This is a genomic window from Anabaena sp. AL09 (assembly GCF_001672255.1).
GTDB lineage: Bacteria > Cyanobacteriota > Cyanobacteriia > Cyanobacteriales > Nostocaceae > Dolichospermum > Dolichospermum lemmermannii.
This window is the reverse complement of sequence record NZ_LJOQ01000045.1, coordinates 14,673-38,452: the sequence shown is the minus strand read 5'-3', so window position 1 is coordinate 38,452 and position 23,780 is coordinate 14,673. Positions and strand designations below refer to the sequence as shown.

The window sequence follows — 23,780 nt, the reverse complement described above, 5'->3', positions numbered from 1 at the left end:
CTCTTGCAATGTTCACCAATCAAAAAATCCACAAACTTGAATAGTTGGATCTTGGACAAGCTGCTGAAGAATTTGCTGGTAATCGCTAAACAAAACCTCGATGGTTTCATTGGTAAATAACTCCGTGCTGTAGAAAACCTTAATTTCCATAGTGGGATTATTTACTGAAGGTGAAGAAACATAAATTTCTAAGGGAATTTCTCCATCCCACAAGTCGAGATCGCGCTTTATTGATACAAAGTCAACATCTAATATCCAGTTATGCCAATTTTGTGGAGGTAACATAGTTAGGGCTGCTGAGATATTCAATGGTTGTTTACTGGAAATAGTGTCAATGACTGTTTGATAGGCAATCTCTTTATTGTTCATTGCTTCTGTGAGAGTTTCTTGGGCTTGTTCTAAAAGAATTTCTCCAGTTTGCTCAGAATAGAGATCGGATCTCAAAATTACATCGTTGATGAAACAACCGATCATTTTTTCAGTTTCCACCGGACTCCGATTACCAATAGTTGCCATGACTAAAATTTCGTTCTTACTATTGCGCTTGAACAAAAGTATATTTAGAGCAGTGAGAATGATTACAAAAATGCTGACCTTTTGAGAACGACAGAGAGCTTCGATTGATGTTACAATACACGCTGGCAGAACCACAGAATAAATAGCTGCGCTGGTATTTTCGTTACTCAACTGTAGCTGATTGCTAGATATTTCATTAGATTCTAGTGAAGTATTAGTTAGCTTTTGTAGCCAGTAAGCCAATTGCTTTTCTATGACCTTTTCATTAAAGTATTGCCGTTGCCAGAGGGTAAAATCTGCGTAATGAACAGGTAATTCCGGTAGGGGTGAAGGTAAACCATTCACAAAAGCTGCATAGAGGATTCCCAACTCCTCCAACAACAAACCAAATGACCAACCATCTGTGATGATATGGTGCATATTTATTGTCAACCAATGTTCTTCTGGAGTTAGTCGCAGTAAAGTTGTTTTGATGAGCGGGACTAAAGCCAGATCAAAATGGTGATTATATTGCAGCGCAGCTAGTCTTTCTGCGACCGATGTTCGCTCTATCAAGGGTAGGTTTTGTAAGTCTATAATCTCTAATGGAATAGTTAGAAATGGAGTAATTACTTGTACAGGTTGACCTTCTACTATCGTAAAAGCCGTGCGTAATATTTCATGACGACGAATTATTTCATTGAAACTGGACTCCAACGCAATTGCAGAAAGAGAGCCAGTAAAACGTAAAATAAAAAAGCTGTTGTAGGCGCAACTTTCAGGAGCTAATTGTTGTAAATACCAGATAGACTCTTGGGCAAAAGACAGGGGAATAGAAGTGTCTCGTGCGTGAGGGACAAGCGGTGGAAAGGTATCAACTGTTATGGCATCCAGTATATGTGTAATTATTAATTGACTAAGTTCAGCGATAGTCGGGGCTGTAAATAGAGAACGCAGCGGCAGAACTATGGAAAAATGTTCTCGAATGCGAGATATTACAGATGTGATCAGGAGAGAGTGTCCCCCCAATTCAAAGAAGTTATCATAGATGCCTACCTGCTGCCGATTTAATACTGTACACCAGATTTCGGCTAATTTTGTTTCTAGCGCGGTCACAGGGGCAACAAAAGCGGTTTCTAGGGCTAAATTAGTTGTTTCTGGCTTTGGTAAAATCCGCCGGTCAACTTTACCATTAGGAGTCAAAGGTAAGGCTTTGAGCATAACAAAAGCCGCAGGTATCATATATTCAGGCAGATTTCCTTTTAGAAATTGACGTAATTCGCTACTGGTCAATGTTTCTGTTTTACTAACAATATAAGCCGTTAAATACTTGTTTTCTGGATGATCTTCGCGGACAATTACTACTACCTGCTGAACTTGAGGATGTTGGCTTAATACTGTTTCAATTTCTCCTAGTTCAATCCGAAAACCCCGAATTTTAACTTGATGATCAATCCGTCCCAGAAAATCAATATTTCCGTCTGGTAAATAGCGTCCTAAGTCTCCAGTTTTATAAAGTCGTTCATTTGCCACAAAAGGATTAGCAATAAATCGCTCAGATGTTAAGTCAGGACGATTTAAGTACCCTCTGGCTAAACTTAGTCCACCAATGTAGATTTCTCCATAAACGCCAATCGGTAGGAGTTGAAGATAGCGATCGAGAATGTAAACTTGAGTATTGGCAATAGGAAGACCTATAGGTGGAAATTTACTATCTGATGCTTCTGGTAAAATTTGTCCAGAGGTTGTAACTACTGTATTTTCGGTGGGACCATAGTTATTAAAAAACTTAAATGGTAACTTATTTGATGGATAAGAATTAAGTCTATCTCCACCAGTTAACATCGTTCGCAAAGTTGTATTTTCTGACCAAGGTAAAAGACATAATTGTTCTGCTAAGGGTGTAGGAATAAAACTAATCGTAATATGATGTGATGTCAATTTCTCTTGAAGTATTTCTGGTGAAAGCAAAAATTCTGATTTAATTAAATATATACTCGCTCCCACTACTAAATAAGACCATAATTCCCAAACAGCAGCATCAAAGGCTGTTCCGGCTAACTGTGTAGTTCGATCTGATGATTTTACTTGAAAATTATTTAAGTGCCAGAATACTAGATTTAATAATGCTGAATGTTGAATTAGTACACCTTTAGGTCTTCCTGTAGAACCAGAAGTATAGATGACATAAGCTAAATTTTCCGGGGTGAAATTATTAATAGGATTATCGCAACTTTGGCTGGCAATTTCAATTTCAAAATCTTTATCCCAACAAATAATTTTAGTTTGTGATTGCTCTAGGGTTAATGATAAATGTGGGAGTAAGGAAGAATGAGTCAAAATGATGGACATTTGTGAATCTGCCACCATATAATTAAGGCGTTCTGGGGGATAGTTAGGATCGAGTGGCACATAAGCACCACCAGCTTTAAAAATGCCCAAATATCCTACTATCATTTCCAAAGAACGTTCTAAATAAACACCCACTAATATTTCTGGTTCTACACCCAGAAACTGCAAATAATGAGCTAGTTTGTTAGCTTGTAAATTTAATTGTTTGTAGGTTAATTGCTGATCTTCAAATACTAATGCCACTGCATCAGGTGTTTTTTCTACTTGTTCCTCAAATAATTGATGAATGGATTTTTGCGGATAATCAGTTACCGTATTATTCCATTCAACTAATAACTGATGTTCTTGGGATGCTGTTAGTAAAGGTAATGTCCTAATCCGTTCTTGAGGATTAGCCACAACTGCCTCAATTAAGGTGTGAAAACTCTCAACCATCCTGGCAATAGTATCAGCATTAAATAAATTAGCATTATATTCAAATGCACCGATCAATTCAGTTCCCAATTCTGAATCTTTTTCCTGCATTGATAAGGTTAAATCAAAATTTGCCCCCGCAGTCGCTCTTTGTAGTTCTATTTGAGTAACTTGCAAATCTCTTAATTCCAGTTTTGACGAGGGAGAATTTTGCAATACAAACATGACTTGAAATAAGGGACTATGACTGAGGTGGCGCTGAGGTTGGAGGGTTTCTACAAGTTGATCAAAGGGGACATCTTGGTGAGCATAAGCATCAAGTGCCATCTGTCGCACCTGTTGGAGTAATTCTATAAATGTGGGATTTCCTTCCAGACGAGTCCGTAAAACTAAGGTATTCACAAAAAAGCCAATTAATGGCTCTAACGCGACACGATTGCGATTACTAATGGGAGAACCAATGATAATATCTTCCTGACCACTATAGCGGGAAAGTAAGATTACAAAGGCAGTGAGAAGTGTCATAAATAGGGAAGAACCCGATTTTTGACTGAGGTTTTTGAGTTTGTGCGTGAGTTGGGAATCAAATTGAAATTTCTGAAGATCACCGCGAAAGGTTTGAATTGCTGTTCGTGATTGATCTGTAGGTAATTCAATGACTGCGGGAATATCTGCTAATTGTTGTTTCCAGTAATCAAGCGCGGGTTGATTTTCCAGCCATTGTCTTTGCCAATAAGCATAGTCGGCGTACTGAATTGATAATTTGGGTAAGGGAGAAGGTAAACCCGCTGTCAAGGCTGAATAAATAACCGATAATTCTTGGAGAAAATTCCCCACTGACCAGGCATCAGAAATGATGTGGTGCATGATTATTAATAACTGATGGGATTCTGCCCCCAATTGCATCAATGTCACTCTTAAGAGAGATGATTCAGTTAGGGCAAAAGGGCGAAGATATTCATTAGTAGTTAATCTTTGTGCCTCAGCCGTTTTGTGATCTTCTGCTAATTCTTGTAAATCAATTATAGGTAAGGTAAATGCTAATTTATCAGCAATAACTTGAATGGGTTTACCATCGGCAATTCCAAAACTGGTACGCAGGGTTTCATGACGATTAATAATTGTAGCGATCGCCTGTTCAAGTCCTGTAAAGTTAAGTGATCCTTGTAAATTGAGAACTCTGACAATATTGTAAGCAGGATTTGCCCCTTCCATTTGATCGAGAAACCAAAAACGCTGCTGGGTTAATGAAAGTGGTAATTCAATATTTCGAGGAACTGGTTCTAAGGTTGGCAGTAAATTCTGAACAGAAGTGCCAATTTGTTCACTAAATGTGGCAATTGTTGGTGCGGCAAATAAACTGGCAATTGATAATTCTAGGGATAGTGCCTCACGCAATCTTGATATAACTAAACTTGCTAATAGGGAATGTCCACCCAATTCCAAAAAATTATCATGGATACCAATTTTTTCAATACCTAAAACTTCTGCCCAGATTTTAGCAATGATTTCTTGTGTGGGTGTTTGCGGAGCGATAAATTCACTTTGAATTGCTGATAAATCAGGTTCGGGTAAACTTTTTCTGTCTAACTTTCCATTAGGTAAAACTGGCAATTTCTCCATGACCATTAAGGTATGGGGAATCATATAATCTGGTAGTTTGCTGGCAAGAAAATTGCGTAATTCTCCCGAATTAAAATCTTGATTATTCACTACGATATAAGCAACTAATCGCTGACCACCAGATACATCTTCTCTGGCAGAAACAACGGCTTCTCGAATACTGGGATGGAGTTTAATTACTGCTTCAATTTCTTCTAGTTCAACCCGCATTCCGCGGATATTTACCTGAAAATCAATGCGACCAAGAATTTCTAAATTGCGATCAATTGAATAACGAGCAACATCCCCGGTTTTAAAGAGTCGTTGTTGAGGATTAAAAGGATTAATGATGAATTTCTCAACATTTGCCTCGGTGCGGTTCAGATAGCCTCGTGCTAAGGTAGAACCCGCAATATGGACTTCTCCAGACTCACCAGTTTTGACTGGTTCAAGTTGGGAGTTAAGGACATAAACTTGTTGAATGTTTGCTAAAGGATGACCAACAGGAACATAGCCATCTTCAAGATCGTAATCTTCAGGAACAGTATAAAAACCATGGCCAATACTTTCTGTTTGACCAAGAATATTAAAAAACTGCGGTGGTATTTTAAACAGATTGCGTAACTTTTTAATTAGTTGATAGGGTAGTAATTCGCCACCAAATACTATTAATCTTAATTTTGATTCGCTCAGAGATTCTGTATATTGTTGGTCTAAACTTTCTAAAGCAATGAGTCCATATCGCCATACAGAGGGTACACCATCAGAAATAGTAACACCACGTTTTTGAATTAATTCAAATAGACTTAAAGGAGTTCTGGTTTGTTCACGAGTAGCAAGAATACTGATTGCACCTTGGGATAAAGGTAAAAATAATTGTCTGACTGAAGCAGTAAAAGAGAAAGATGCTGTATGGAGATAAATATCTTGATGATTAACTGGTAGGATTTTAGCGATCGCCTGTAAATAAGCAGTTACACTGGAATGAGGCATTTGTACACCCTTCGGCTTACCAGTAGAACCGGAGGTATAGATTAAATAAGCGAGATTTTCGGCTGTGACTCCACTCACTGGATTATGGGAACTTTGACAATCAATTTTTTGCCAATCTGTATCTAGACAAATTGTTGTAGAAGTTTCAGGAAGAGATACTACCAATTGTTGTTGTGTCACCACAAATTGCAACTTAGTATCTTCCAGCATGAATGCTATGCGTTCTTGGGGATAGGCCGGGTCTATAGGTACATAAGCGCCTCCAGCTTTAAGAATACCAAGAATACCGATAATCAGATCGAGCGATCGCTCTACGCACAAGCCGACCATTACTTCAGCACCTACACCAATACTCTGTAAATAATGTGCTAACTGATTAGCTTTAGCATTCAATTCTTGGTAGGTAAGTTGCTGATTTTCAAATATTGTCGCTACTGAATCTGGTGCTGCTTTTACCTGAATTGCAAATAAATCATGGATACAAACACCATTTTCTGGCAAATCATTGATGATTTTAGTCGTACTTGATAAATCTGAACTCAAATCTAATTTCATGTTATTCATAACTATAATTCCCAATTAATTTTTGATTGAATTTGTATTTAGATTCCTGATATAGCGGTTTCTAATCTAATGAGGTACAAAATTATCTGTGTTTATCTGCGTTTATCTGCGTTCCATAATTACTTCTTGTACCTCACTTGCATGGGAACTGCTATAAAAAATTATTCTCTACTTATCTTTTGGTTGTAACTTTGCCAAATAGATTTGAATGGCTGTACCAATAAATTAATTGGATTATTAAATAAACTTGATTCCCCATCTGACAGACCAAAATCCAGCTTTTCATAACCTTTCGGTACATATAAAGTCCCAAATATCCAATCCCAAAAAGACAGAATGTAACCAAAGTTCTTATCATAATGCTTTGGCTCAACACTGTGATGAATATGATGTTGAGCAGGACTCATCAACACATGACTAACACCATGAGGGTAGTTTAACCAAATATGAGAATGTCGTAAGTTAGCACCAGTTAAATAAAAGAGAAATATCTCCCAATTAACTCCATAAATGGATAAATGTGATACTTGATTACCAAATAAATAAATCCAAATTCCCGTAGTAAAACCCAGCATTACCGTCGCAAAGATCATACTTAAAAGCAAATCAAGAGGATGAGAGCGATAAACAGTCATTGGAGTTAATACATCCGCAGAATGATGAACTTTATGAAATTCCCAAAAGAATGAACTTCTATGAGCTAAATAATGGTAACAATAATAGGCAAAATCCCCCGCTAAAGCCACAAAAATACTCAATATGACATAATGGTACCAATAAGGATTGGTGATTAAAAAAGGCGTTGTCAGGTGCGTAATTTCTGTTAAATAATCACAAATGATATTTGCTAGATTTGGTAGAGATAATATAACTGGCAATATTACAAATATTTCTAAGAGCGAAGATAAAAAATAATACTTGTATTCAGCGATCGCTGAAGGATGTAAATAAACTGCTTTTGGCAAAAGATACTGTCTTAAATTTATCTGTTCATCTTGTTGAGATAACCCTAATTTATATATAATCAAAGCTAGTAACAAAGCCGAAAGTATATATAACCAATAAATCTGAGATGAGCTGATAAATGGCACTAGGAATGGATAAAAAATTCGCAGATTTTGGATTTGTGTCATCATCTTAGATATTGGGAAAATAGAAATCTAGTAGATACTTCTGAAAATTATCCGGGGATTTGATATTTAAAGGAGAAAATAGACACATTTTATACACAAGATGTATAATTTTTTGGGTATTTTCTAATTTATGTACCATATCATGTAAAACCTATAACAGAACCTAATTATTTACAAACGCGAATTTATGAGAAATTCAAAAATGCTCAAAAACCATAAAAAACCAGCTCTGAAAATTTAAAATCGTTTAATTACTTCTTTATCCTGAGTTTTACAGGATTTTTAAGCTGTATTATATTTATGGTAATGTTTCCAAAATTACCAAAGAGCGATAATATTTTACATTGATGAAAAATACCCTAGAAGTTCGTCAAATTTATTTTGACGGGTAATGATAGGAAAAAACTTCTGTTTTTTCCTCCCCTACTCCCCCCTGCCCCTCTTCTCCCCCTGCTTGCCTTTACCCGTCATTTTTGGATTGACAGACTACTAGAGAGGTATTAGATATTTCCTGATGGTGGCTTGTTGATAAAATACCAATGGCATTAAACCGAAACATTGAAAACTGGTGATAAATTTATGGACAATAACGAACTACCTTTATGTACACACAATCTCAGAGTCGGTTTAGTGGGAACAGGCTATGCGGCTAAACTCAGGGCTGAGGCGTTATTACAAGATCCTCGAACTGATTTAATAGCCATAACTGGCAATCCTGAAAGAACAGCGGTTTTAGCCCAAGAATACGCAACTGAAGCGATGGATTCTTGGCAACAGCTAGTAGAACGGGAAGATTTAGATATGGTGGTGATCTGCACCATTAATCAAGATCATGGTAAAATTGCTTATGCTGCCTTATCTAGCGGTAAACACGTCATTGTTGAATATCCTTTGTCTGTAGATGTCAAAGAAGCTGAAGAACTGATTGCTTTAGCAAAAACAGTCAACAAGCTTCTGCACGTCGAACACATTGAATTATTGGGTGGTTGGCATCAAACTTTAAAACAATACCTAGACCAAATTGGTGATTTGTTTTATGTTCGCTATAGTACCCTGAATCCCCAGCATCCAGCCCCGCGGAAGTGGACTTATAATCATGAGATGTTTGGCTTTCCCCTAATTGGGGCATTATCTCGGTTACATCGTCTGATTGATTTGTTCGGTGAAGTCTTCACTGTCAATTGTCACCAACGATATTGGCAAACTGAGTCTGATTATTACCAAACCTGTTTATGTTCAGCCCAATTATGCTTTGACAGTGGATTATTGGCACAGGTAATTTATGGTAAGGGGGAAACTTTGTGGCAATCAGAACGCAAATTAGAAGTTCAAGGTGAAAAAGGGGAAATAATTCTCGATGGTGATACCGGAATGTTAGTCTTAGCAGCAGGAACAAAGTTGATTGAAGTGGGAACGCGACGGGGTTTATTTGCCAAAGATACAACTATGGTATTAGACCATCTATTTGATGGTAGTCCCTTATATATCACCCCAGAACAAAGCTTATATGCTCTCAAGGTAGCAGATGCTGCACACAGAGCGGCAACAACTGGACTAACTATATTTTTAAAACAGTAGATAGAAAATTGATGAAAATCGAAACCATAGTCATTTTATCCCAACGAGAAATCGAAAAAATGCGCCGTGCTGGCAGCTTGGCCGCCAAGTTATTACAACATTTAGAACCTTTGATTAAACCGGGAGTTAGCACTCTACAATTGAATGATGAAGCGGAAAGATGGACTCAAAAGCATGGAGCAAAAAGCGCTCCTTTAGGTTATAAAGGTTATCCTAAATCTATTTGTACCAGTGTGAATGAGGTGATTTGTCATGGTATTCCCAATGCTAAACAAATTCTCAAGGATGGGGACATTATTAATATAGATGTTACGCCCATTGTTGAAGGTTATCATGGTGATACATCAAAAACATTTCTGGTTGGTAATCCTAGTCCCACAGCCCAAAAATTAGTAGAGGTAACCCAAGAGTGTTTGCGGTTGGGGATTGCAGAAGTAAAACCAGGGGCAAAAATTGGGGATATTGGGGCAGCGATTCAAGAGTATGCGGAGTCTTTCGGCTTTTCTGTGGTGCGGGATTTTGTGGGACATGGAATCAGCAATATTTTCCATACTGCACCGGATGTTCCCCATTATGGCATCAGAGGTAGAGGCAAGAAACTTAGAGCCGGCATGGTGTTTACTATTGAACCAATGATTAATGAAGGCACTCACGAAGCCGAAATGCTGAATGATGGTTGGACTGCGGTAACAAGCGATCGCTTACTTTCTGCTCAATTCGAGCATACCATAGCTGTCACCGAAGATGGTGTAGAAATTCTGACTTTGCCAGAAAATTTATAGTCACCGAGTCAGGAGTCAGGAGTCAGGAGTCAGGAGTCAGGAGTCAGGAGTCAGGAGTCAGGAGTCAGGAGGAAGAAAGAAGGAGGAAGAAAGAAGGAGGAAGAAAGAAGAAAGAAGAAAGAAGGAAGAAGGAAGAAGGAAGAAGGAAGAAGGAAGAAGGAGAAAATGCTTTTTATTGTCAACGAATTTGGACGTTAATTTTATAAGTTTTTAACGGTGGAAGATTTCTTTCCCAGGGACGTAAATAGTGAAGTTCTAGCATGGTTGAACCCAAATTTTGGGCTAAAAACCGGAAAACTTGATTTTCAGATGCTCCAGGGGCTTCTGCTTCTATTGGTTTTAATACTGAATCTCCCAAAGATTTGAGTTTATCAGGATCATTTTTAATAATTTGCCAACTATAGCCTATTCCTGGGTTGGTTAACAATTCAACAATCATAATATTACCTTTTTGAATAATAATCTGACTGTTATTGTTAGTATCGTTGACAGTGATTTCTGAGTTAGACATGGGAGGAGTAGCAGCATTACTAACTTGAAAAATAATGGTCAAGGTAGTTAGCAGAGAAATAATCAAAAAGACTCGCTTGGTAAAAGTCATAATTTTAATCTACCTTGTCGAGTGAATTCAAAAAAATCAATTTAGGTTAGATAAAACTTGCGCTTTACCCAACCTAAAATCAAAAAATTATCGAGAGATGTTTTTGGAATTAACTTTAATTAATTCTGGATTGATTTGGAAGATGTTGATTTTTTTCAACAAGTCAGGAGACAATTTATAGAAGTTGCTTCTGGCTTGAGTCCAAGCTGCGCCATAACCGATGCTATTACTGTTATAACCAATCCACATATAACCATTGTCACCCCAACCTGTACCCCAAGAATTTTTGATTAACCAGGCTTGTTTTTGATCATCCCAACCAATGAGGGTGACACCATGATTGATAGGACCTTGTGCTTGTTCGTTAAATACGCCGCTAACATAACCTTGGAAAGCAGGAGTAACTCGGACAGCAACTGTTAAGGGTCCATATTTACACATGGCCAGTTTCATTTCTGCAACTGTGGGAATTCCACCATCAGGTTTAACATATCCCCAGGCTATGGAACGGTAGGGAGTGGCTATGCTGGGGTCGTAGGGATTATTGGTGGCGGTATAGGGTACAGTAGCTTCGGTAGCTGTGCCTTTGCTAATGAGGAAATCAAATGCTTTAGACCACCAACCACCACCACAACTACCTGAACCACCCCAGTTGATAATTTGCTGTTCTGAAGCATCAGCAGCGGTGTTATTCCGAATTAGATTACTACCTTCGTATGCTCCCAAGGTAGCAAATGCCCAACAACTGCCGCAACCTCCTTGGTTCCGAACTGGGGTAACTTTATTGAAAGTCCGCCAATCAAAGGATTTTGCGGAAGCAAAGCAGCCACGAGCTTTAATTAATTGTAATTCAGGGATTACTCCTGGATTAATGCGTTCAAATTTCTCGCGTTCGGCTAAATCAATATTTAAGATTTGTGCAGCAACGGCATTTTGGATATTAGCCTGTGTTGGTAAATCATCTGGTGCTTTAGTGGCGGCTAGTTGCTCTAGTTTATAATCTAAGGCTGTGGTGTAACCTACCTCAAAAGTTAGATTTTTTGACTGGATATCACGGCGTAATTCCAGTATTTGATTTTTAATGATTAAGGGAGCTTTTTGTTCTCGTTCAAGATAAAGGGGATTGATTTTTATTTGAGATAAATTTCTCTCTACAGTTGAAGAAGCGGGAATTCTTATTTGGCGTTGAATTGGTTGAGCAAAAGCTATGTTTTGGAAGATTCCCAAACTCAATAAAGCCGCACTAGATATTTGCAGAAATTTGGAATTTTTCATCAAATTAAATTATCCTCAAACTTATTAGTTAAGGTTTAGTCTGTTTTTTTTAAAGAGTTTTTTTTACCCATTGATGGGTATGGCTGTTGACTTGTGGTTTGTAGATTTAGTTCCAAGATTTTTGAATATTAAGAATTGTCAATTTCCTGTTAGATAGGTCAAAGAGAAGCGTCTTAGTATAATTATTTCTTTAAAGATTTAGAAACTTAAAGAATGGTCATTTTCCTAACTCTTATCTTCCTAATTTATTGGGAATTCCTTCACAACCACCGGGAATTGTCCGTCTGGTTTTTTCTCCACACCAGGTACAGCAATAGTAACGGGTAGATTCGGACATTCTTTGAGCATTGGTGAAGTCGGCATTTTCCACAACTGCGCCGGTGTGTTCTCCTGTTTCGTAGTTGGGTGGTTCGGTGCGACTGCGGGGGGATGCCTGTTCTAGTAAACCATAAAATAGGCGCACTCCGTTTAAGTCAGCGTTGGTCAAATTGGCATCATATAAGATTGTGCGGGAAAGGTTGGCTTTGACTAAATCGCAATTGCTGAGATTAGCACGAATGAGGTTGGCTTCACTTAAATCTGTCCAGCGCAAATCATTGTCGGCTAAATCTGCACCTGCTAACATGACACCTAAGTCAATGACGCGCACTCCTTCTAAACGATCTTCGGCATAACCACCACTACCATCTAGAATAGCTCTTCCTAGTCGGCGATCGCGCTGGAGAGGAGAGAGTAATTTGGAACGGGAAAGAAACCGCAGAATTTTGGCTTTACCACTGCCATCTACACTACTAAATATAGCAGCGGTGCGTCCTTCAGCGATCGCTCTTTCTTGCGGCCAGTCTTCTAATAATCCTTCTTCATCTAATACTAAGTCGGAAACTCCTTGAAAGTAGGAGTCTATGGTTTGTTGTTGGGTAATGATATTTTGCTGTACAGTCAGGAGGTTTTGTTGGATAGTTAAGTCTTTGGAAATTACATATTGTCGCCATGCTACATAAACGGCGATAATGGCAATGGCAATTTGTCCCAATGCTCCAAACCATTCTGCTAAAGTACCAGAGGCATCCCAGTTAACTCTTCTTCCCCAACGCAGTAAGCCACTACCTAAATTAGTAAATCTGAATAAGCCAATTATTCCGACTATTACTCCTATTAAACCCACAAATACATTTCTATCTTGAGGTGAAAACCACTCTTGGATGACATTTCGCAACCACGGAAAGAGGATGAACAGTGATAACGCTAAGGTTGCCAAAGTTCCCAAAATGCCCAGAAATGAGTTATTAATGACAATACTAATGATAGTTGTGGCGATCGCCAAACTAGTGAATAATAAAATTCTGGGGGTGATAGCAGTTTGCAGGCTGGAGTTGCTCTCAACCAGAACCGCAGTTCCTTTGATCATATTTGTCTTGAAGGCAGATTGTCCAGATATTTGTTTTTTTTCTAATCCTTCTGTTAGTAATAAGTGATCACTACCACCAGTTTCTAATTCATCTTCTTGATTTATTTCTGAGTTAGATGAGTCAGGTTCAATTGTCATAATTTTTATTTTCCTCCCATCGTCTCACTATAAATTTCCACGCCGTAAAAATACTTACATTCACAGTATTATATACTTCTAATACCAAATTAAGATGAAGCTGGATAAAATCAGATTTTTAGAATATTTGACCGCAGATAAACGCAGATAAACGCAGATAAACGCAGATAAGTACCAATAATTATGATTCTGTGTCTCCATTAAGCAACAAGCAGTAAATTTTATCACAGATCATTTAAAATTTCTGTGTGGGATGATTCTTTTTTAGGGTTAGTAACCCAGATTGATCTAGTTCAGCTAAGTTTGTACTTACCAATAATTGATTTATTGACTATGAGTATGGTATTGTATTCATAACTTCTGATGAAAACCTTATCCAAATCTTCATCTTGAGTTTACATAATCAAATAACAATTAAGCACAATTAGTTGATTTTGATACGACTTTTAACTTCCCATCAGTTTTAGGATAATTGTATGATTTTTGTAGGTGCAGTATGATAATTTGGCGACAATTAATTACCTCTAGTTTAATCAGTTTTTTGGCGATTGGCTGTAGTGATTTGGCAAATTCTTCACCAGATAATACCAAACAAGTTGTTCAAGAAAGCAATGTTAATCAACTAATTACAGAGGTACAAGATAGTCAAAAAGCAGAAAATTTATTACTACAGGGAAATGGCTTGTTAGATACCCATCGTTATCAAGAAGCTTTAGGGGTATATAATCAGGTGATAGCTATTAAAACCGATAGTGCGGAGACTTGGGTAAATCGCGGCTATGCTTTGATTGAGTTGCAACAGTATCCAGAAGCTGTAGAATCTTATGATAAGGCGATCGCTATTCGCCCAAATAAAGATGAGGCTTGGTATAATCGTGGTATTGCTTTAACGGCTTTACGAAATTACGAAGAAGCTGTAAAATCTTATGATGAAGCGATCGCTATTCGCCCAAATAAAGATGTGGCTTGGATTAACCGAGGCATTGCTCTGACTAAATTACAACGCTACAAAGAAGCTTTAGCATCTTATAATCAAGCAATTACCATCGATCCTAATTTGCATAAAGCATATTATAACAAAGCTTGTAATTATGCCTTGCAAAATAATCTAGAACTAGCAATTGATAACCTCAAAAAAGCTATTCAATTTGTCCCCAAAAAATATCAAAACTTAGCGAAAACTGACCCGGATTTTGATAAAATTCGGGGTGAACAGCGGTTTCAAGCATTATTACATTGACACTCCCCGGTCTAAAGACATGGGGATTCTTGGTTCAACGAGACCTGTCAATTCCGGGGTTTTCAGCTTATTTTCTTATAACGAAAATAGTTAACTCTGCGCTATCAAACACCACTTTTACTTCTTCTTCTTCTTCTTCTTCTTCTTCCTCCTGACTCCTCCCCTATGTCCCAACTTCAACGCATTACTATTCATCCCCAGCAAGTTCAAGCCAACCAGCTTTTATTAACACCTCAACAACAACATTATTTGCTGCGGGTATTGCGCTTGCGAGATGGTGATAAATTTATTGTCATGGATGGTATGGGGAAATGGTGGTTAGCGCGGTTACAAGGGGAACAGGGAGAGGTTTTAGAACTGCTGGAGGTAAAAACTGAATTACCTGTGGCTATTACCTTGATGATGGCATTACCAAAGGGAAATGGATTTGATGAAATTGTCCGGTGTTGTACGGAGTTGGGAGTAACTTGTATTGCACCTGTTTTGAGCGATCGCACCCTATTAAATCCCAGTCACCAAAAACTAGAACGCTGGCAGCGCATAGCTTCAGAAGCCGCTGAACAGTCAGAACGGGCTGTTGTTCCCACCATCCTCCAACCCGTAGCTTTCAACACTGCCATAAAAGAAACTACTGCCACTCATCGTTATATCTGTGAAGCCCGTGGGGATTATCCTCATCTACAGCAGGTAATCAATAAAACTGCAAATGGGATAATTATTGCCATTGGACCAGAAGGAGGTTGGACAAATCAAGAACTAGAAATAGCCATAGCATCAGGATTTCAGCCCATTTCCTTGGGTCGTCGGATTCTTCGCGCAGTCACCGCACCCATAGTTGCGATATCTTTAATAGCAGCATATTTTGAATGATCTCCTTAAAACCATCAAAACAACATCTGATTATTTTTACCCGCTACCCAGAACCAGGGAAAACAAAAACCCGGTTAATACCTGCTTTGGGTGATGTTGGTGCTGCTAATTTACAAAAGCAGATGACTGAAGATACTATTTCTCAGGTTAAGGAATTACAAAAAATGTCTAAGACATCTGTAGAAATACGGTTTACGGGTGGCGATTTACAAGTAATGCTAAATTGGTTAGGAAATGATTTACTATATCAATTTCAAGGTGAGGGAGATTTAGGTAAAAGAATGGAGCGATCGCTCATCAATGCGTTTAATCAAAAAGCAGAACGAGTCATCATCATTGGTACAGACTGCCCTGATCTAAACTCGCAAATTTTAATAACCGCTTTCGAGCAATTAGAGGTTTTTAATCTTGTCCTGGGACCAGCCCTGGACGGTGGTTATTATTTAATTGGATTACAACAACCAATAGCCGAATTATTTATGAATATTTCCTGGGGAACTGCTCAAGTATTCGTAAAAACAGTAGAAATTGCTCAAAAGTTAAATTTATCAATTGGCTATCTGCAATCTTTAGCAGATATTGATCGTCCAGAGGATCTTAACCCCTAAACTGTTTTCCTTGACAAATTATTGTTATTTATTCAGGAAAAAATTTGATACACTAACCTTCTATCAAACATCCGCCTAAAGTCTGATTTTAAAGAAACTATGTTTAAATTCCCTCAAGTATTTCCCGTATTAGGTTTACCAGTGCATATAATGAGTAATTATCCAAACTGGTTATTAGATTGCTTAAAAGCAGGTCAAGGGACTCATGTAGTCACCCTCAATGCCGAAATGACTATGCAAGCAGAGCGCAATCTCCCCTTAGCAAAAATCATTAAAAATGCTGAATTAGTTATTCCCGACGGCGCAGGAGTAGCTCTCTATTTACAATATTTATTAGGACAAAAAGTTCACCGGTTTCCCGGAATTGAATTAGCAGAAAGCCTTTTACAAATAATAGATCAAGAACAAACATCTGCTTCAATATTTTTCTATGGAGGCGCACCAGGAATAGCCGAAAAAGCAGCAGATTTATGGCAAAAACAACTTCCCACTCTCAAAATATCCGGCACACATTCTGGTTATCATTCTTTAGCAGAAGAACAACAGTTATTGCAAACTCTGACTCAACTACAGCCACAAGTAATATTTGTTGGTTTGGGAGTACCACGTCAAGAATTATGGATTGCTGAACACCGTCATTTGTGTCCTCACTCCATTTGGGTAGGTGTTGGTGGTAGTTTTGATATTTGGTCAGGAATAAAAACTCGCGCTCCCCGTTGGTTAGCAAACAATAATTTAGAATGGCTATATAGACTATATCAAGAACCTTGGCGGTGGCAACGAATGTTAGCCCTACCAGAGTTCGTTTACAAATCCTTGATTTATCGTTGGACTAGGAAAGATGTTAATCGTTGGGAGTTCTGAGTTCAACGGCAATACGGAAACAGTTCACAACGAAGAACGACAAACTCAACGTCAAGTTGGGACAATGATAGAGCGCCATATAAACCAGGTTCACCCTTTGGACTGGGTTCACCCTTTGGACCCTGCAACCCAGGTATACCCGCTTTAGATAAGGCATCTTGTGCTAATTGCTTCGCCGCCGCCGCTTCACCTTGTGTCATGGTAATTTGCTTGTAAATCCAGAATTCGGCAGGGATATTTCTTCTATTTAGGGATACACAAATAACGTAGTTAACTAAGGTCAAACAACGTCAATTGCTTATAATTTGCTCTCTGATTGACCTTACTCGTAAGTTTGCTTTTAGGTTCTAGAGTCTGGGGCTTATCCTTGCCCGTTGTCGCCTCGGTCTCTACTATCAGAGATTCCCGAAACTTCTGAGTTCGTTCTAGCAAGATTACTTTTACATTGGAATGTTTCATGTATCGAGTGATTTCAACGTCACTCATTCTTGCTAGAACGTTATCAGCAGCGTTAGTATCTGAGTGCATCACGACCCCATCATGTCCGGTAAACTTGTCACCATTTCTACTACCCGTTAAGGTACTAAATCTGGAGTCAAGTTGTGACGTATATGCACAATTAACACTAACAACCGTGCAACCTACACGGGTTGAAACTTGTTTGAGGGCATCCGCAACTATCCCCTTGCACCATGAAGAAACATTTCTCTTCATGCGCTTTCTCATGGGCTTTTTGCCTTTTAGTGCTTCCGTCAAATCTTCAAAAGCTACCTTGATTGCATCTGTCATCAAGTCATGCGTAGCTGTAAAAACTATTGTTTGAATCCTACCTTTAAAGGATGTTTCCCGATTATTCCACTTGATTTTACCAAGGTTATTCCGTTTAATTCTATCAGCCTTGGCACTGTTTCCTTTCTTCGTAGACTTGTTAAAAACTGACCTGATTTTATTACGTTTAACTTGTTTCGCTGTTCTGTAATCGGTTTCTTGAGTTTGGATTTTACCAAAATCATTACCCAAAAATCTAGCACCATCGTTAGAAGATGTGGCATAAACTTCGGTGTAACCTCTATCACATCCAATTATTTTACCATCGGTCTTTTTTCCAGCTTTTTGGATATCAGTTGTGTAGTGAATGTCCCATCTACCATTACGCTTAATTAACCTTATCTGACACTTTATTTCTGTTGGTAAAGTCGTTGGTAGTTTTAGAGTTTTACATGGAGTTAAACCTCCAAAACGCAACCACACCACACCTTTATCATCCATTTTAGTATCATAAGCTTTCACGATAATTTGGTTACAAACTTTCGTGTGACCTCGATACCAAAACTTTCTAACTAAGGTGCAAAGTTTTGGGTGTTCCAACCATTCACGGCTTTCTAGGGTAAGTTGTAAAACTCCTTTTTTAGCCTGAAACGATTGGAACGATTGACCCAAAGATTTCATCACCTTCTCAACACAAGCAGCCTGAACTAAATGAATATCATCAATTACGTCATAGAGAGTTGCTTCCCATAACTTAGCAGGTAATTGGTACTTGTCTTTCGACGTGCGTAGCTGTTTGTCAATCTCAAATTTAGAAACGCCCCAGGCTTTCAACGACCCGAACTCATTCCACAAATCAGAGCGTAGTTTACCCAAGCTCAAAGCAATCAAATCAAGCTCGTTAGATTTCCACTTATTTAGTTTTTGAGTCCCTAAAATAGCTATTCTCGTAACGGTTAATTGATTCTTTACCTTGAGTTTCATAGGCTTGGTTTACTACGTCTTTTACTACTATACACCCATTGACTCGTATTGACTACTATTTGTTTCATGAATATTTTGCTCTTCGGCTATTTTTTTCTTGTAAGCCCTAAGGAAGTAAAGTTTGGAGGAAAAGCAGTGCATGATAGCCATAAAATCCTGCATTAACTCTTCGTGCGGTGATAGTTTGGCATTGTTTACCACAACAATTTTGCAGCCGTGAAGGTTGCAAAACCACTCAACGAACTCAAAGCCAAATCTGCATAACCTGTCCTTGTGTCCCACGACAATTTCAGAGATTTGATTCTGGGCAACTTGAGTCATTAATTTAAGAAAGTTTTTCCGCTTCCAGTTCATGCCACTAGCCACATCCTTAACGACTCGACATCCTGGGTAAGTTTTGCCTAAAAATTCTATTTGTGTGTCAAGGTCTAACAACTGGGTTTTTGTGCTGACACGGGCATAAAGAACCCGCTCTTTATCCGTTGAGACTGTTTTGATAAATGCTGACTCTGGATATCTTCGATGTCCACCAGGGGAACGGATACATTCTATTTTCCCTAAGTCAGCCCATTCTGCCGTCGTCTTAGGGTGATAGCCAAATTGTTTGTAAACTTGTTCTGGGGTTAGGTATTTCATCTTTCGGTTAAATACGATTAACCCCAGTATACTACGTTATTTTAGGATTTGAGAGTGCGGCAATATCTAGTCAAGGTCAAATATTGAAAACGCTGAAAGCTAATGGGTGAGGAGGGAATCGAACCCGCAACCAATTGATTAAGAGTCAACTGCTCTACCGTTGAGCTACTCACCCGCTGACAAAGCCATCATATCAGACTTTTGACTTTAGCGCTAGTGTTGCAGCTAAAAAACTGGAAACAGTGGAAATTGCATGATAAAAGTAGTTTAACTGTTGTACATAGGTTTTGCTGAAAAAGTTGTCTGTAAGGGCAGGGAACAGGGGAAAGAGAGAGTATTTTGCCATAATTTACAAAAATATGTCTTATTTCTTATACATAGCAAGCTTTATGAGATTTTTTTTGTTTAGATTTTGCATACTATGTACTCAAGAGCCAAATCTTTTTTTTCATAACGATTATACTCAAAACGGTTGGGACATGGACTTTTGTAAAATCACGAAAAACCTAGATTTGTAGGAGTTTAGCAATGCTAAACCCCTAACCGCTTAAATCAAATAATTAAGGCGTGTTGAGTATATTTACTAGAAAGTCAAAAAGTCCCTATCAACTAGAATTCAGTAAAAAATCTGGAGATGATTTTGTAGTGAGGGCTTCAGCCCTCAAATGAGGAATAAATTCCTCACTACAAACTTTGAATTATTCAAGCCGTTCTACTTAACCTAACAACTCAATGTTAGAAAAGATGAAATCTTGAATAGAAATGCGTTCTGCGATTTCCGTGCGGATTTCCCGACGGTTGAGAATGTAGTAATTTCCTACCTTTTCATATTCATCAGTAAAATCGCTTTTACCGCCCTTTTGAGCGGCGGTTTCGGGGTCATGATAAACAGAATTGTATGTGTGAGAAAGATATCCTTCTCCAGTGTCGTGACTACTGAAAGTGTCAATAGTCACAAAAGTACCGTGAATTAAACGGTGAACGTGGCAAACTTCATTGTTACGCACTTTGTACTTATCTCCTTCTGACTTTCCACCAACAAAAATTTCGACTGCGCCGGTTGCGTCAGTGTCACCGGGTCTAAAAGTATTTGCGCCGTGGGTTTGTTCAAAAGCGCGACGGACACGGTGAACGGCGATTTCCCAAGCTTGTCCGTGAATGGCTTTTTTAGCAGCTTCGTCTTCCACATTCAGAACTTCTGCCTTCATATTGGCATCAATCACCACTTGACCTTTGATCACTTGGTCATCATACTTATAAGTAATATCTGCGGTATAGCCAGGGAAATTTCCATCCCAAGTATAACGGTTTTGATAGGCAGCCTGAAAAAGTTCTTGGGCTGAGATTTGAGTAACTGTCATCGTGCTTGTCCTCTGGTTACAAGTTAAAATAGCTTTTTATCGTTGCTGGTATTAGCATAGAGGTAATTATCGAGGTTCGCATAGACCCCAAATGGGTACACTTATGGCTAAAACTCTCCACGCCATTTTTCAAGCGATCGCTAATGTCCAAAATGAGCAAGAATTAAAACTAGCTCTCATGGATACCATTGGCGACCATTTTGCAGTACAACATTGGGGTATGGATCTCCTAGGTGACCAATTAGATACTCAAATTGAAATTCCCGCTGTCTGCTTAGAAGCTAACCCCATTGGGCGTTATGTTGTCGAACGTCACGCCCCCACCCATGAACAATTAATTTTATCCCCAGAAGACTGGAAAAACTATTGCACTCGTCACGAACACGTAATGACTGGTCCGATAGTTTGTAATGGTCAATTAGTGGGGACTTTAAACTTTGCTCGTGACCCCGGAAGTCAGCCTTTTGATAGTAATGATTTAGCTGATTTAAGTGCAGTTTGTTTACATTTATCAGCGAAAATGGCCACACTCCAAGCAACACCAAAAACCTTTGCATCTGCTGGTAATTGTCCTCTCACAGCGCGAGAATTAGAAATTGCCAAATTAGTGGCTCAAGGTTTAACTAATGGGGAAATTGCCGTTAAATTATGGATTACTCAAAATTCTGTCAAGCAAGCTTTAAAAAGGATGTTCCGTAAATTAGACGTTTCTACTCGTGCGGAAATGGTGGCAAAACTACAAGATAGATTAGTTTCCTAATAGCTATAAGTAGATCATCATAGAATGATAGATTATAGATACCCGACTTATTTAAGAAGTCGGGTATCTGAGTATTCAAATATATTACTCTTTTGCTACAGTTAATATCAAAATATTTTGTTAATGTCAAAAGAAATCCGATTATATTTTGATAATTGTAGGTTGGGTTAAGCGACAGCAACCCAACAAAATTTCAGAAATGTTGTCTTGATTTATAAACATAGTTTTATTCTATTATGCACAAATTATTAACTGGAGCTTTGTCCACAGAAAAATTGACAGTGAAAATCCCCAACTTACCTCTATCATTAGCAGGATTAAAGTTGGTACAAATGTCAGATTTTCACTATGATAATGGTTTATTATCAGAAAAAATGTTAACAGAAGCAATTGCGGTTAGTAATGCAGCAAAACCAGATTTAGTCATTTTAACTGGCGACTATGTTAACACAATTGCTAAACCAATTCATCAACTAGCACTAAGATTAAAAAATCTAGAAAGTCGCTATGGTGTCTATGCTATCCTTGGCAATCATGATATTTATTATCCAACTTCCAAATCAGAAATTACAAATGCTTTAACAAATGTGGGGATTAATGTACTTTGGAATCAAATTGCTTACCCAGTTGGAGAAAAATTACCTCTAGTGGGATTAGCGGATTTTTATGCAAAAGAATTTAATCCAGAAGCAATTATGAATAAACTTGATTCTACTACACCTCGGATTGTCTTATCTCATCACCCAGATACAGCCGAAATTCTCAAAAAATGGCGGGTAGATTTACAATTATCTGGTCATAGTCACGGAGGACAAATCGTAATTCCTGGACTGGGACCTGCAATGATTTACTATGCAAAAATAGTCAAAAAAATCCCCAAAAAAATTCGGCGTAAATTACCATTTTTACGGAAAACCCATTCTATATTACGCCATTGGCAATGGTCACAGGGTTTACATAAAGTGGGAAATAATCAATTATATGTAAATCGAGGTCTAGGAACTTATTTCCCCGGACGGTTATTTTGTCCACCAGAGGTTACTATTATTATACTCAAAACGGCTTGATTGTTTGATTCTAAACGTAGGGGTTTAGCTCTTGCTTTACCCCTACACATCTGGGTTCTTTGTCATTTGGCAAAAGTTTAAATCTCACCCGTGTTTAGTATACCTTGGAAATTTCTTAATCTATTTCTTCCTTTGCGCCTTTGCTCCTTTGCCCCTTTGCGCGAAACAAAAACAATATAGTACAATAGAAAATTAGCATCAAATTGTGATTTTTTATGTCTGCTACGCCGTTTGTATCTCAGCTAGATTCTCCTAACTCGACTAAATCTGAACTTCTTCCCCCTCTCCTTGGTGCTTCCGTGACGGAGTTAACTGCTTGGGTACAGCAGCAGGGACAACCGAGTTATCGGGGTAAGCAATTGCATGATTGGATCTATAATAAGAGTGTGCGATCGCTCGCTGATATTTCTGTATTTCCGAAAAATTGGCGTTTGCAAGTTGCAGATGTTCCCATAGGTCGTTCTTCTCTACATTACCGCTCCGTTGCCCCCGATGATACCGTCAAATATCTCCTCAAATTGACTGACGGGGAAATTGTGGAAACGGTAGGTATTCCCAGCGATAAACGGTTAACAGTCTGCGTTTCTACTCAAGTTGGTTGTCCTATGGCTTGTGATTTCTGTGCAACTGGGAAAGGTGGTTATAAGCGTAATCTTACCCGTGCGGAAATTGTTGATCAAGTCCTGACTGTCCAAGAGGATTTTCAAGAACGGGTGAGTAATGTGGTATTCATGGGCATGGGTGAACCATTGTTGAATACGGAAAATGTGCTTTTAGCGATTAAATCCATTAATCAAGATCTGGGAATTGGTGCGCGATTTATTACACTGTCTACTGTAGGTATCCGCGATCGCATTCTTGAAGTCGCCCAACACCAACTACAAATTACCCTCGCTGTCAGTCTCCACGCACCCAACCAAGCATTACGAGAACAACTCATTCCCAGCGCCAAACCCTACCCCATAGAAGACTTACTGGCAGAATGTCGAGAATATGTAGAAATAACTGGACGCAGAGTTAGTTTTGAATATGTTCTTCTCGCTGGAGTCAACGACTTACCCGAACACGCTTTAGAACTATCAAAACGTCTGCGGGGTTTTCAAAGTCACGTTAACTTAATTCCCTATAATCCCATTCAAGAAGTAGATTATAAAAGACCAACCCGTGAGAGAATAGAAGCCTTTGTTAACGTTCTCCAACAACAAAATACTGCGGTTAGTGTCCGTTATTCTCGCGGTTTAGAAGCCGATGCTGCTTGTGGACAATTAAGAACAACAAAAAGGTAAT

At 38.5% G+C, this 23,780-nt stretch carries 19 protein-coding genes and 1 tRNA gene; 10 read left to right on the top strand and 10 right to left on the bottom strand.

The features are described 5' to 3' along the window. Positions 1 to 12: 12 nt before the first annotated feature. Positions 13 to 6,420: a non-ribosomal peptide synthetase gene (locus tag AN490_RS09400; RefSeq protein WP_300002231.1), complete on the bottom strand. Its 6,408-nt coding sequence runs from the start codon at positions 6,418 to 6,420 to the stop codon at positions 13 to 15. A 161-nt stretch (positions 6,421 to 6,581) separates the two neighbouring features. Continuing rightward, a complete protein-coding gene (locus tag AN490_RS09395; RefSeq protein ID WP_300002228.1) occupies positions 6,582 to 7,511 on the bottom strand; it encodes a sterol desaturase family protein in 930 nt (309 codons plus the stop codon). Between the two features lie 621 nt (positions 7,512 to 8,132). On the opposite strand from AN490_RS09395, the gene AN490_RS09390 reads away from it, so the two are divergent. The 3 genes from AN490_RS09390 to AN490_RS09380 are packed head-to-tail and all read left to right on the top strand — an operon-like array spanning position 8,133 to position 10,119. Further along, positions 8,133 to 9,131, top strand: coding sequence for a Gfo/Idh/MocA family oxidoreductase (locus AN490_RS09390; protein ID WP_300002225.1), 999 nt, complete (start codon positions 8,133 to 8,135; stop codon positions 9,129 to 9,131). Positions 9,132 to 9,142: 11 nt separating this feature from the next. Beyond that, positions 9,143 to 9,913 carry a type I methionyl aminopeptidase gene (gene map / locus AN490_RS09385; protein WP_300002222.1) on the top strand — a complete coding sequence of 257 codons (771 nt, stop codon included), beginning with the start codon at positions 9,143 to 9,145 and terminating at the stop codon, positions 9,911 to 9,913. Then, positions 9,808 to 10,119, top strand: a complete 312-nt coding sequence (locus AN490_RS09380) for a hypothetical protein (protein WP_300002301.1) — start codon at positions 9,808 to 9,810, stop codon at positions 10,117 to 10,119. Before map ends, AN490_RS09380 begins: the two co-directional genes overlap by 106 nt. Here AN490_RS09380 and AN490_RS09375 read toward each other — a convergent pair. The 3 genes from AN490_RS09375 to AN490_RS09365 form a co-directional block, all read right to left on the bottom strand. After that, the gene (locus tag AN490_RS09375) at positions 10,092 to 10,514 is read right to left on the bottom strand and encodes a protease inhibitor I42 family protein (RefSeq protein WP_300002219.1); all 423 of its coding nucleotides are present in this window, start codon (positions 10,512 to 10,514) and stop codon (positions 10,092 to 10,094) included. The genes AN490_RS09380 and AN490_RS09375 overlap by 28 nt on opposite strands. An 87-nt stretch (positions 10,515 to 10,601) precedes the next feature. Further along, positions 10,602 to 11,789 (bottom strand): C1 family peptidase, encoded by a 1,188-nt coding sequence (locus tag AN490_RS09370; protein WP_300002216.1) that lies wholly within the window; start codon positions 11,787 to 11,789, stop codon positions 10,602 to 10,604. Between the two features lie 232 nt (positions 11,790 to 12,021). Beyond that, complete coding sequence (locus AN490_RS09365) at positions 12,022 to 13,335, bottom strand: pentapeptide repeat-containing protein (protein ID WP_148766496.1); 1,314 nt, start codon at positions 13,333 to 13,335, stop codon at positions 12,022 to 12,024. Between the two features lie 496 nt (positions 13,336 to 13,831). On the opposite strand from AN490_RS09365, the gene AN490_RS09360 reads away from it, so the two are divergent. The 4 genes from AN490_RS09360 to AN490_RS09345 all read left to right on the top strand — a co-directional run bounded on the left by AN490_RS09360 (position 13,832) and on the right by AN490_RS09345 (position 16,917). Continuing rightward, positions 13,832 to 14,575: a tetratricopeptide repeat protein gene (locus AN490_RS09360; RefSeq protein WP_300002211.1), complete on the top strand. Its 744-nt coding sequence runs from the start codon at positions 13,832 to 13,834 to the stop codon at positions 14,573 to 14,575. A 165-nt stretch (positions 14,576 to 14,740) separates the two neighbouring features. Further along, positions 14,741 to 15,445 (top strand): 16S rRNA (uracil(1498)-N(3))-methyltransferase, encoded by a 705-nt coding sequence (locus AN490_RS09355; protein WP_300002208.1) that lies wholly within the window; start codon positions 14,741 to 14,743, stop codon positions 15,443 to 15,445. Then, positions 15,442 to 16,053, top strand: a complete 612-nt coding sequence (locus AN490_RS09350) for a TIGR04282 family arsenosugar biosynthesis glycosyltransferase (RefSeq protein WP_300002205.1) — start codon at positions 15,442 to 15,444, stop codon at positions 16,051 to 16,053. The genes AN490_RS09355 and AN490_RS09350 overlap by 4 nt, the downstream gene beginning before the upstream one ends. Before the next feature lie 99 nt (positions 16,054 to 16,152). Further along, positions 16,153 to 16,917 (top strand): WecB/TagA/CpsF family glycosyltransferase, encoded by a 765-nt coding sequence (locus AN490_RS09345; protein WP_300002202.1) that lies wholly within the window; start codon positions 16,153 to 16,155, stop codon positions 16,915 to 16,917. 2 nt (positions 16,918 to 16,919) lie between these two features. On the opposite strand, the gene AN490_RS09340 is transcribed toward AN490_RS09345, so the two are convergent. From AN490_RS09340 to AN490_RS09320, 5 genes are all read right to left on the bottom strand, one after another. Next, entirely contained in the window at positions 16,920 to 17,117 is a 198-nt protein-coding gene (locus AN490_RS09340) for a hypothetical protein (protein ID WP_300002199.1), read from the bottom strand. Between the two features lie 70 nt (positions 17,118 to 17,187). Then, on the bottom strand, positions 17,188 to 18,576 hold the full coding sequence (locus tag AN490_RS09335; RefSeq protein ID WP_300002196.1) for a transposase: 1,389 nt from the start codon (positions 18,574 to 18,576) through the stop codon (positions 17,188 to 17,190). Positions 18,577 to 18,696: 120 nt separating this feature from the next. Next, a complete protein-coding gene (locus tag AN490_RS09330) occupies positions 18,697 to 19,305 on the bottom strand; it encodes an IS607 family transposase (RefSeq protein ID WP_300002193.1) in 609 nt (202 codons plus the stop codon). A gap of 103 nt (positions 19,306 to 19,408) precedes the next feature. After that, positions 19,409 to 19,480 (bottom strand) — tRNA-Lys (locus AN490_RS09325). Positions 19,481 to 20,021: 541 nt separating this feature from the next. Then, the gene (locus AN490_RS09320) at positions 20,022 to 20,666 is read right to left on the bottom strand and encodes a DUF3386 domain-containing protein (RefSeq protein WP_300002190.1); all 645 of its coding nucleotides are present in this window, start codon (positions 20,664 to 20,666) and stop codon (positions 20,022 to 20,024) included. A gap of 103 nt (positions 20,667 to 20,769) precedes the next feature. On the opposite strand from AN490_RS09320, the gene AN490_RS09315 reads away from it, so the two are divergent. From AN490_RS09315 to rlmN, 3 genes are all read left to right on the top strand, one after another. Beyond that, entirely contained in the window at positions 20,770 to 21,426 is a 657-nt protein-coding gene (locus AN490_RS09315; RefSeq protein ID WP_148763026.1) for a LuxR C-terminal-related transcriptional regulator, read from the top strand. A 236-nt stretch (positions 21,427 to 21,662) separates the two neighbouring features. Next, entirely contained in the window at positions 21,663 to 22,493 is an 831-nt protein-coding gene (locus tag AN490_RS09310; protein WP_300002185.1) for a metallophosphoesterase, read from the top strand. A gap of 215 nt (positions 22,494 to 22,708) precedes the next feature. After that, positions 22,709 to 23,779, top strand: coding sequence for a 23S rRNA (adenine(2503)-C(2))-methyltransferase RlmN (gene rlmN, locus AN490_RS09305; RefSeq protein ID WP_300002182.1), 1,071 nt, complete (start codon positions 22,709 to 22,711; stop codon positions 23,777 to 23,779). The last annotated feature ends 1 nt before the right edge of the window (position 23,780 follow it).

Excerpts from the sequence above, each read along its gene's own strand:
- AN490_RS09320 (WP_300002190.1), bottom strand. The coding sequence starts at position 20,666 with ATGACAGTTACTCAAATCTCAGCCCAAGAACTTTTTCAGGCTGCCTAT.
- AN490_RS09345 (WP_300002202.1), top strand. The coding sequence starts at position 16,153 with ATGTTTAAATTCCCTCAAGTATTTCCCGTATTAGGTTTACCAGTGCAT.
- AN490_RS09375 (WP_300002219.1), bottom strand. The coding sequence starts at position 10,514 with ATGACTTTTACCAAGCGAGTCTTTTTGATTATTTCTCTGCTAACTACC.
- AN490_RS09330 (WP_300002193.1), bottom strand. The coding sequence starts at position 19,305 with ATGAAATACCTAACCCCAGAACAAGTTTACAAACAATTTGGCTATCAC.
- AN490_RS09355 (WP_300002208.1), top strand. The coding sequence starts at position 14,741 with ATGTCCCAACTTCAACGCATTACTATTCATCCCCAGCAAGTTCAAGCC.
- AN490_RS09370 (WP_300002216.1), bottom strand. The coding sequence starts at position 11,789 with ATGAAAAATTCCAAATTTCTGCAAATATCTAGTGCGGCTTTATTGAGT.
- AN490_RS09315 (WP_148763026.1), top strand. The coding sequence starts at position 20,770 with ATGGCTAAAACTCTCCACGCCATTTTTCAAGCGATCGCTAATGTCCAA.
- AN490_RS09350 (WP_300002205.1), top strand. The coding sequence starts at position 15,442 with ATGATCTCCTTAAAACCATCAAAACAACATCTGATTATTTTTACCCGC.
- rlmN (WP_300002182.1), top strand. The coding sequence starts at position 22,709 with ATGTCTGCTACGCCGTTTGTATCTCAGCTAGATTCTCCTAACTCGACT.
- AN490_RS09360 (WP_300002211.1), top strand. The coding sequence starts at position 13,832 with ATGATAATTTGGCGACAATTAATTACCTCTAGTTTAATCAGTTTTTTG.
- AN490_RS09365 (WP_148766496.1), bottom strand. The coding sequence starts at position 13,335 with ATGACAATTGAACCTGACTCATCTAACTCAGAAATAAATCAAGAAGAT.
- AN490_RS09400 (WP_300002231.1), bottom strand. The coding sequence starts at position 6,420 with ATGAATAACATGAAATTAGATTTGAGTTCAGATTTATCAAGTACGACT.
- AN490_RS09390 (WP_300002225.1), top strand. The coding sequence starts at position 8,133 with ATGGACAATAACGAACTACCTTTATGTACACACAATCTCAGAGTCGGT.
- AN490_RS09310 (WP_300002185.1), top strand. The coding sequence starts at position 21,663 with ATGCACAAATTATTAACTGGAGCTTTGTCCACAGAAAAATTGACAGTG.
- map (WP_300002222.1), top strand. The coding sequence starts at position 9,143 with ATGAAAATCGAAACCATAGTCATTTTATCCCAACGAGAAATCGAAAAA.
- AN490_RS09340 (WP_300002199.1), bottom strand. The coding sequence starts at position 17,117 with ATGACACAAGGTGAAGCGGCGGCGGCGAAGCAATTAGCACAAGATGCC.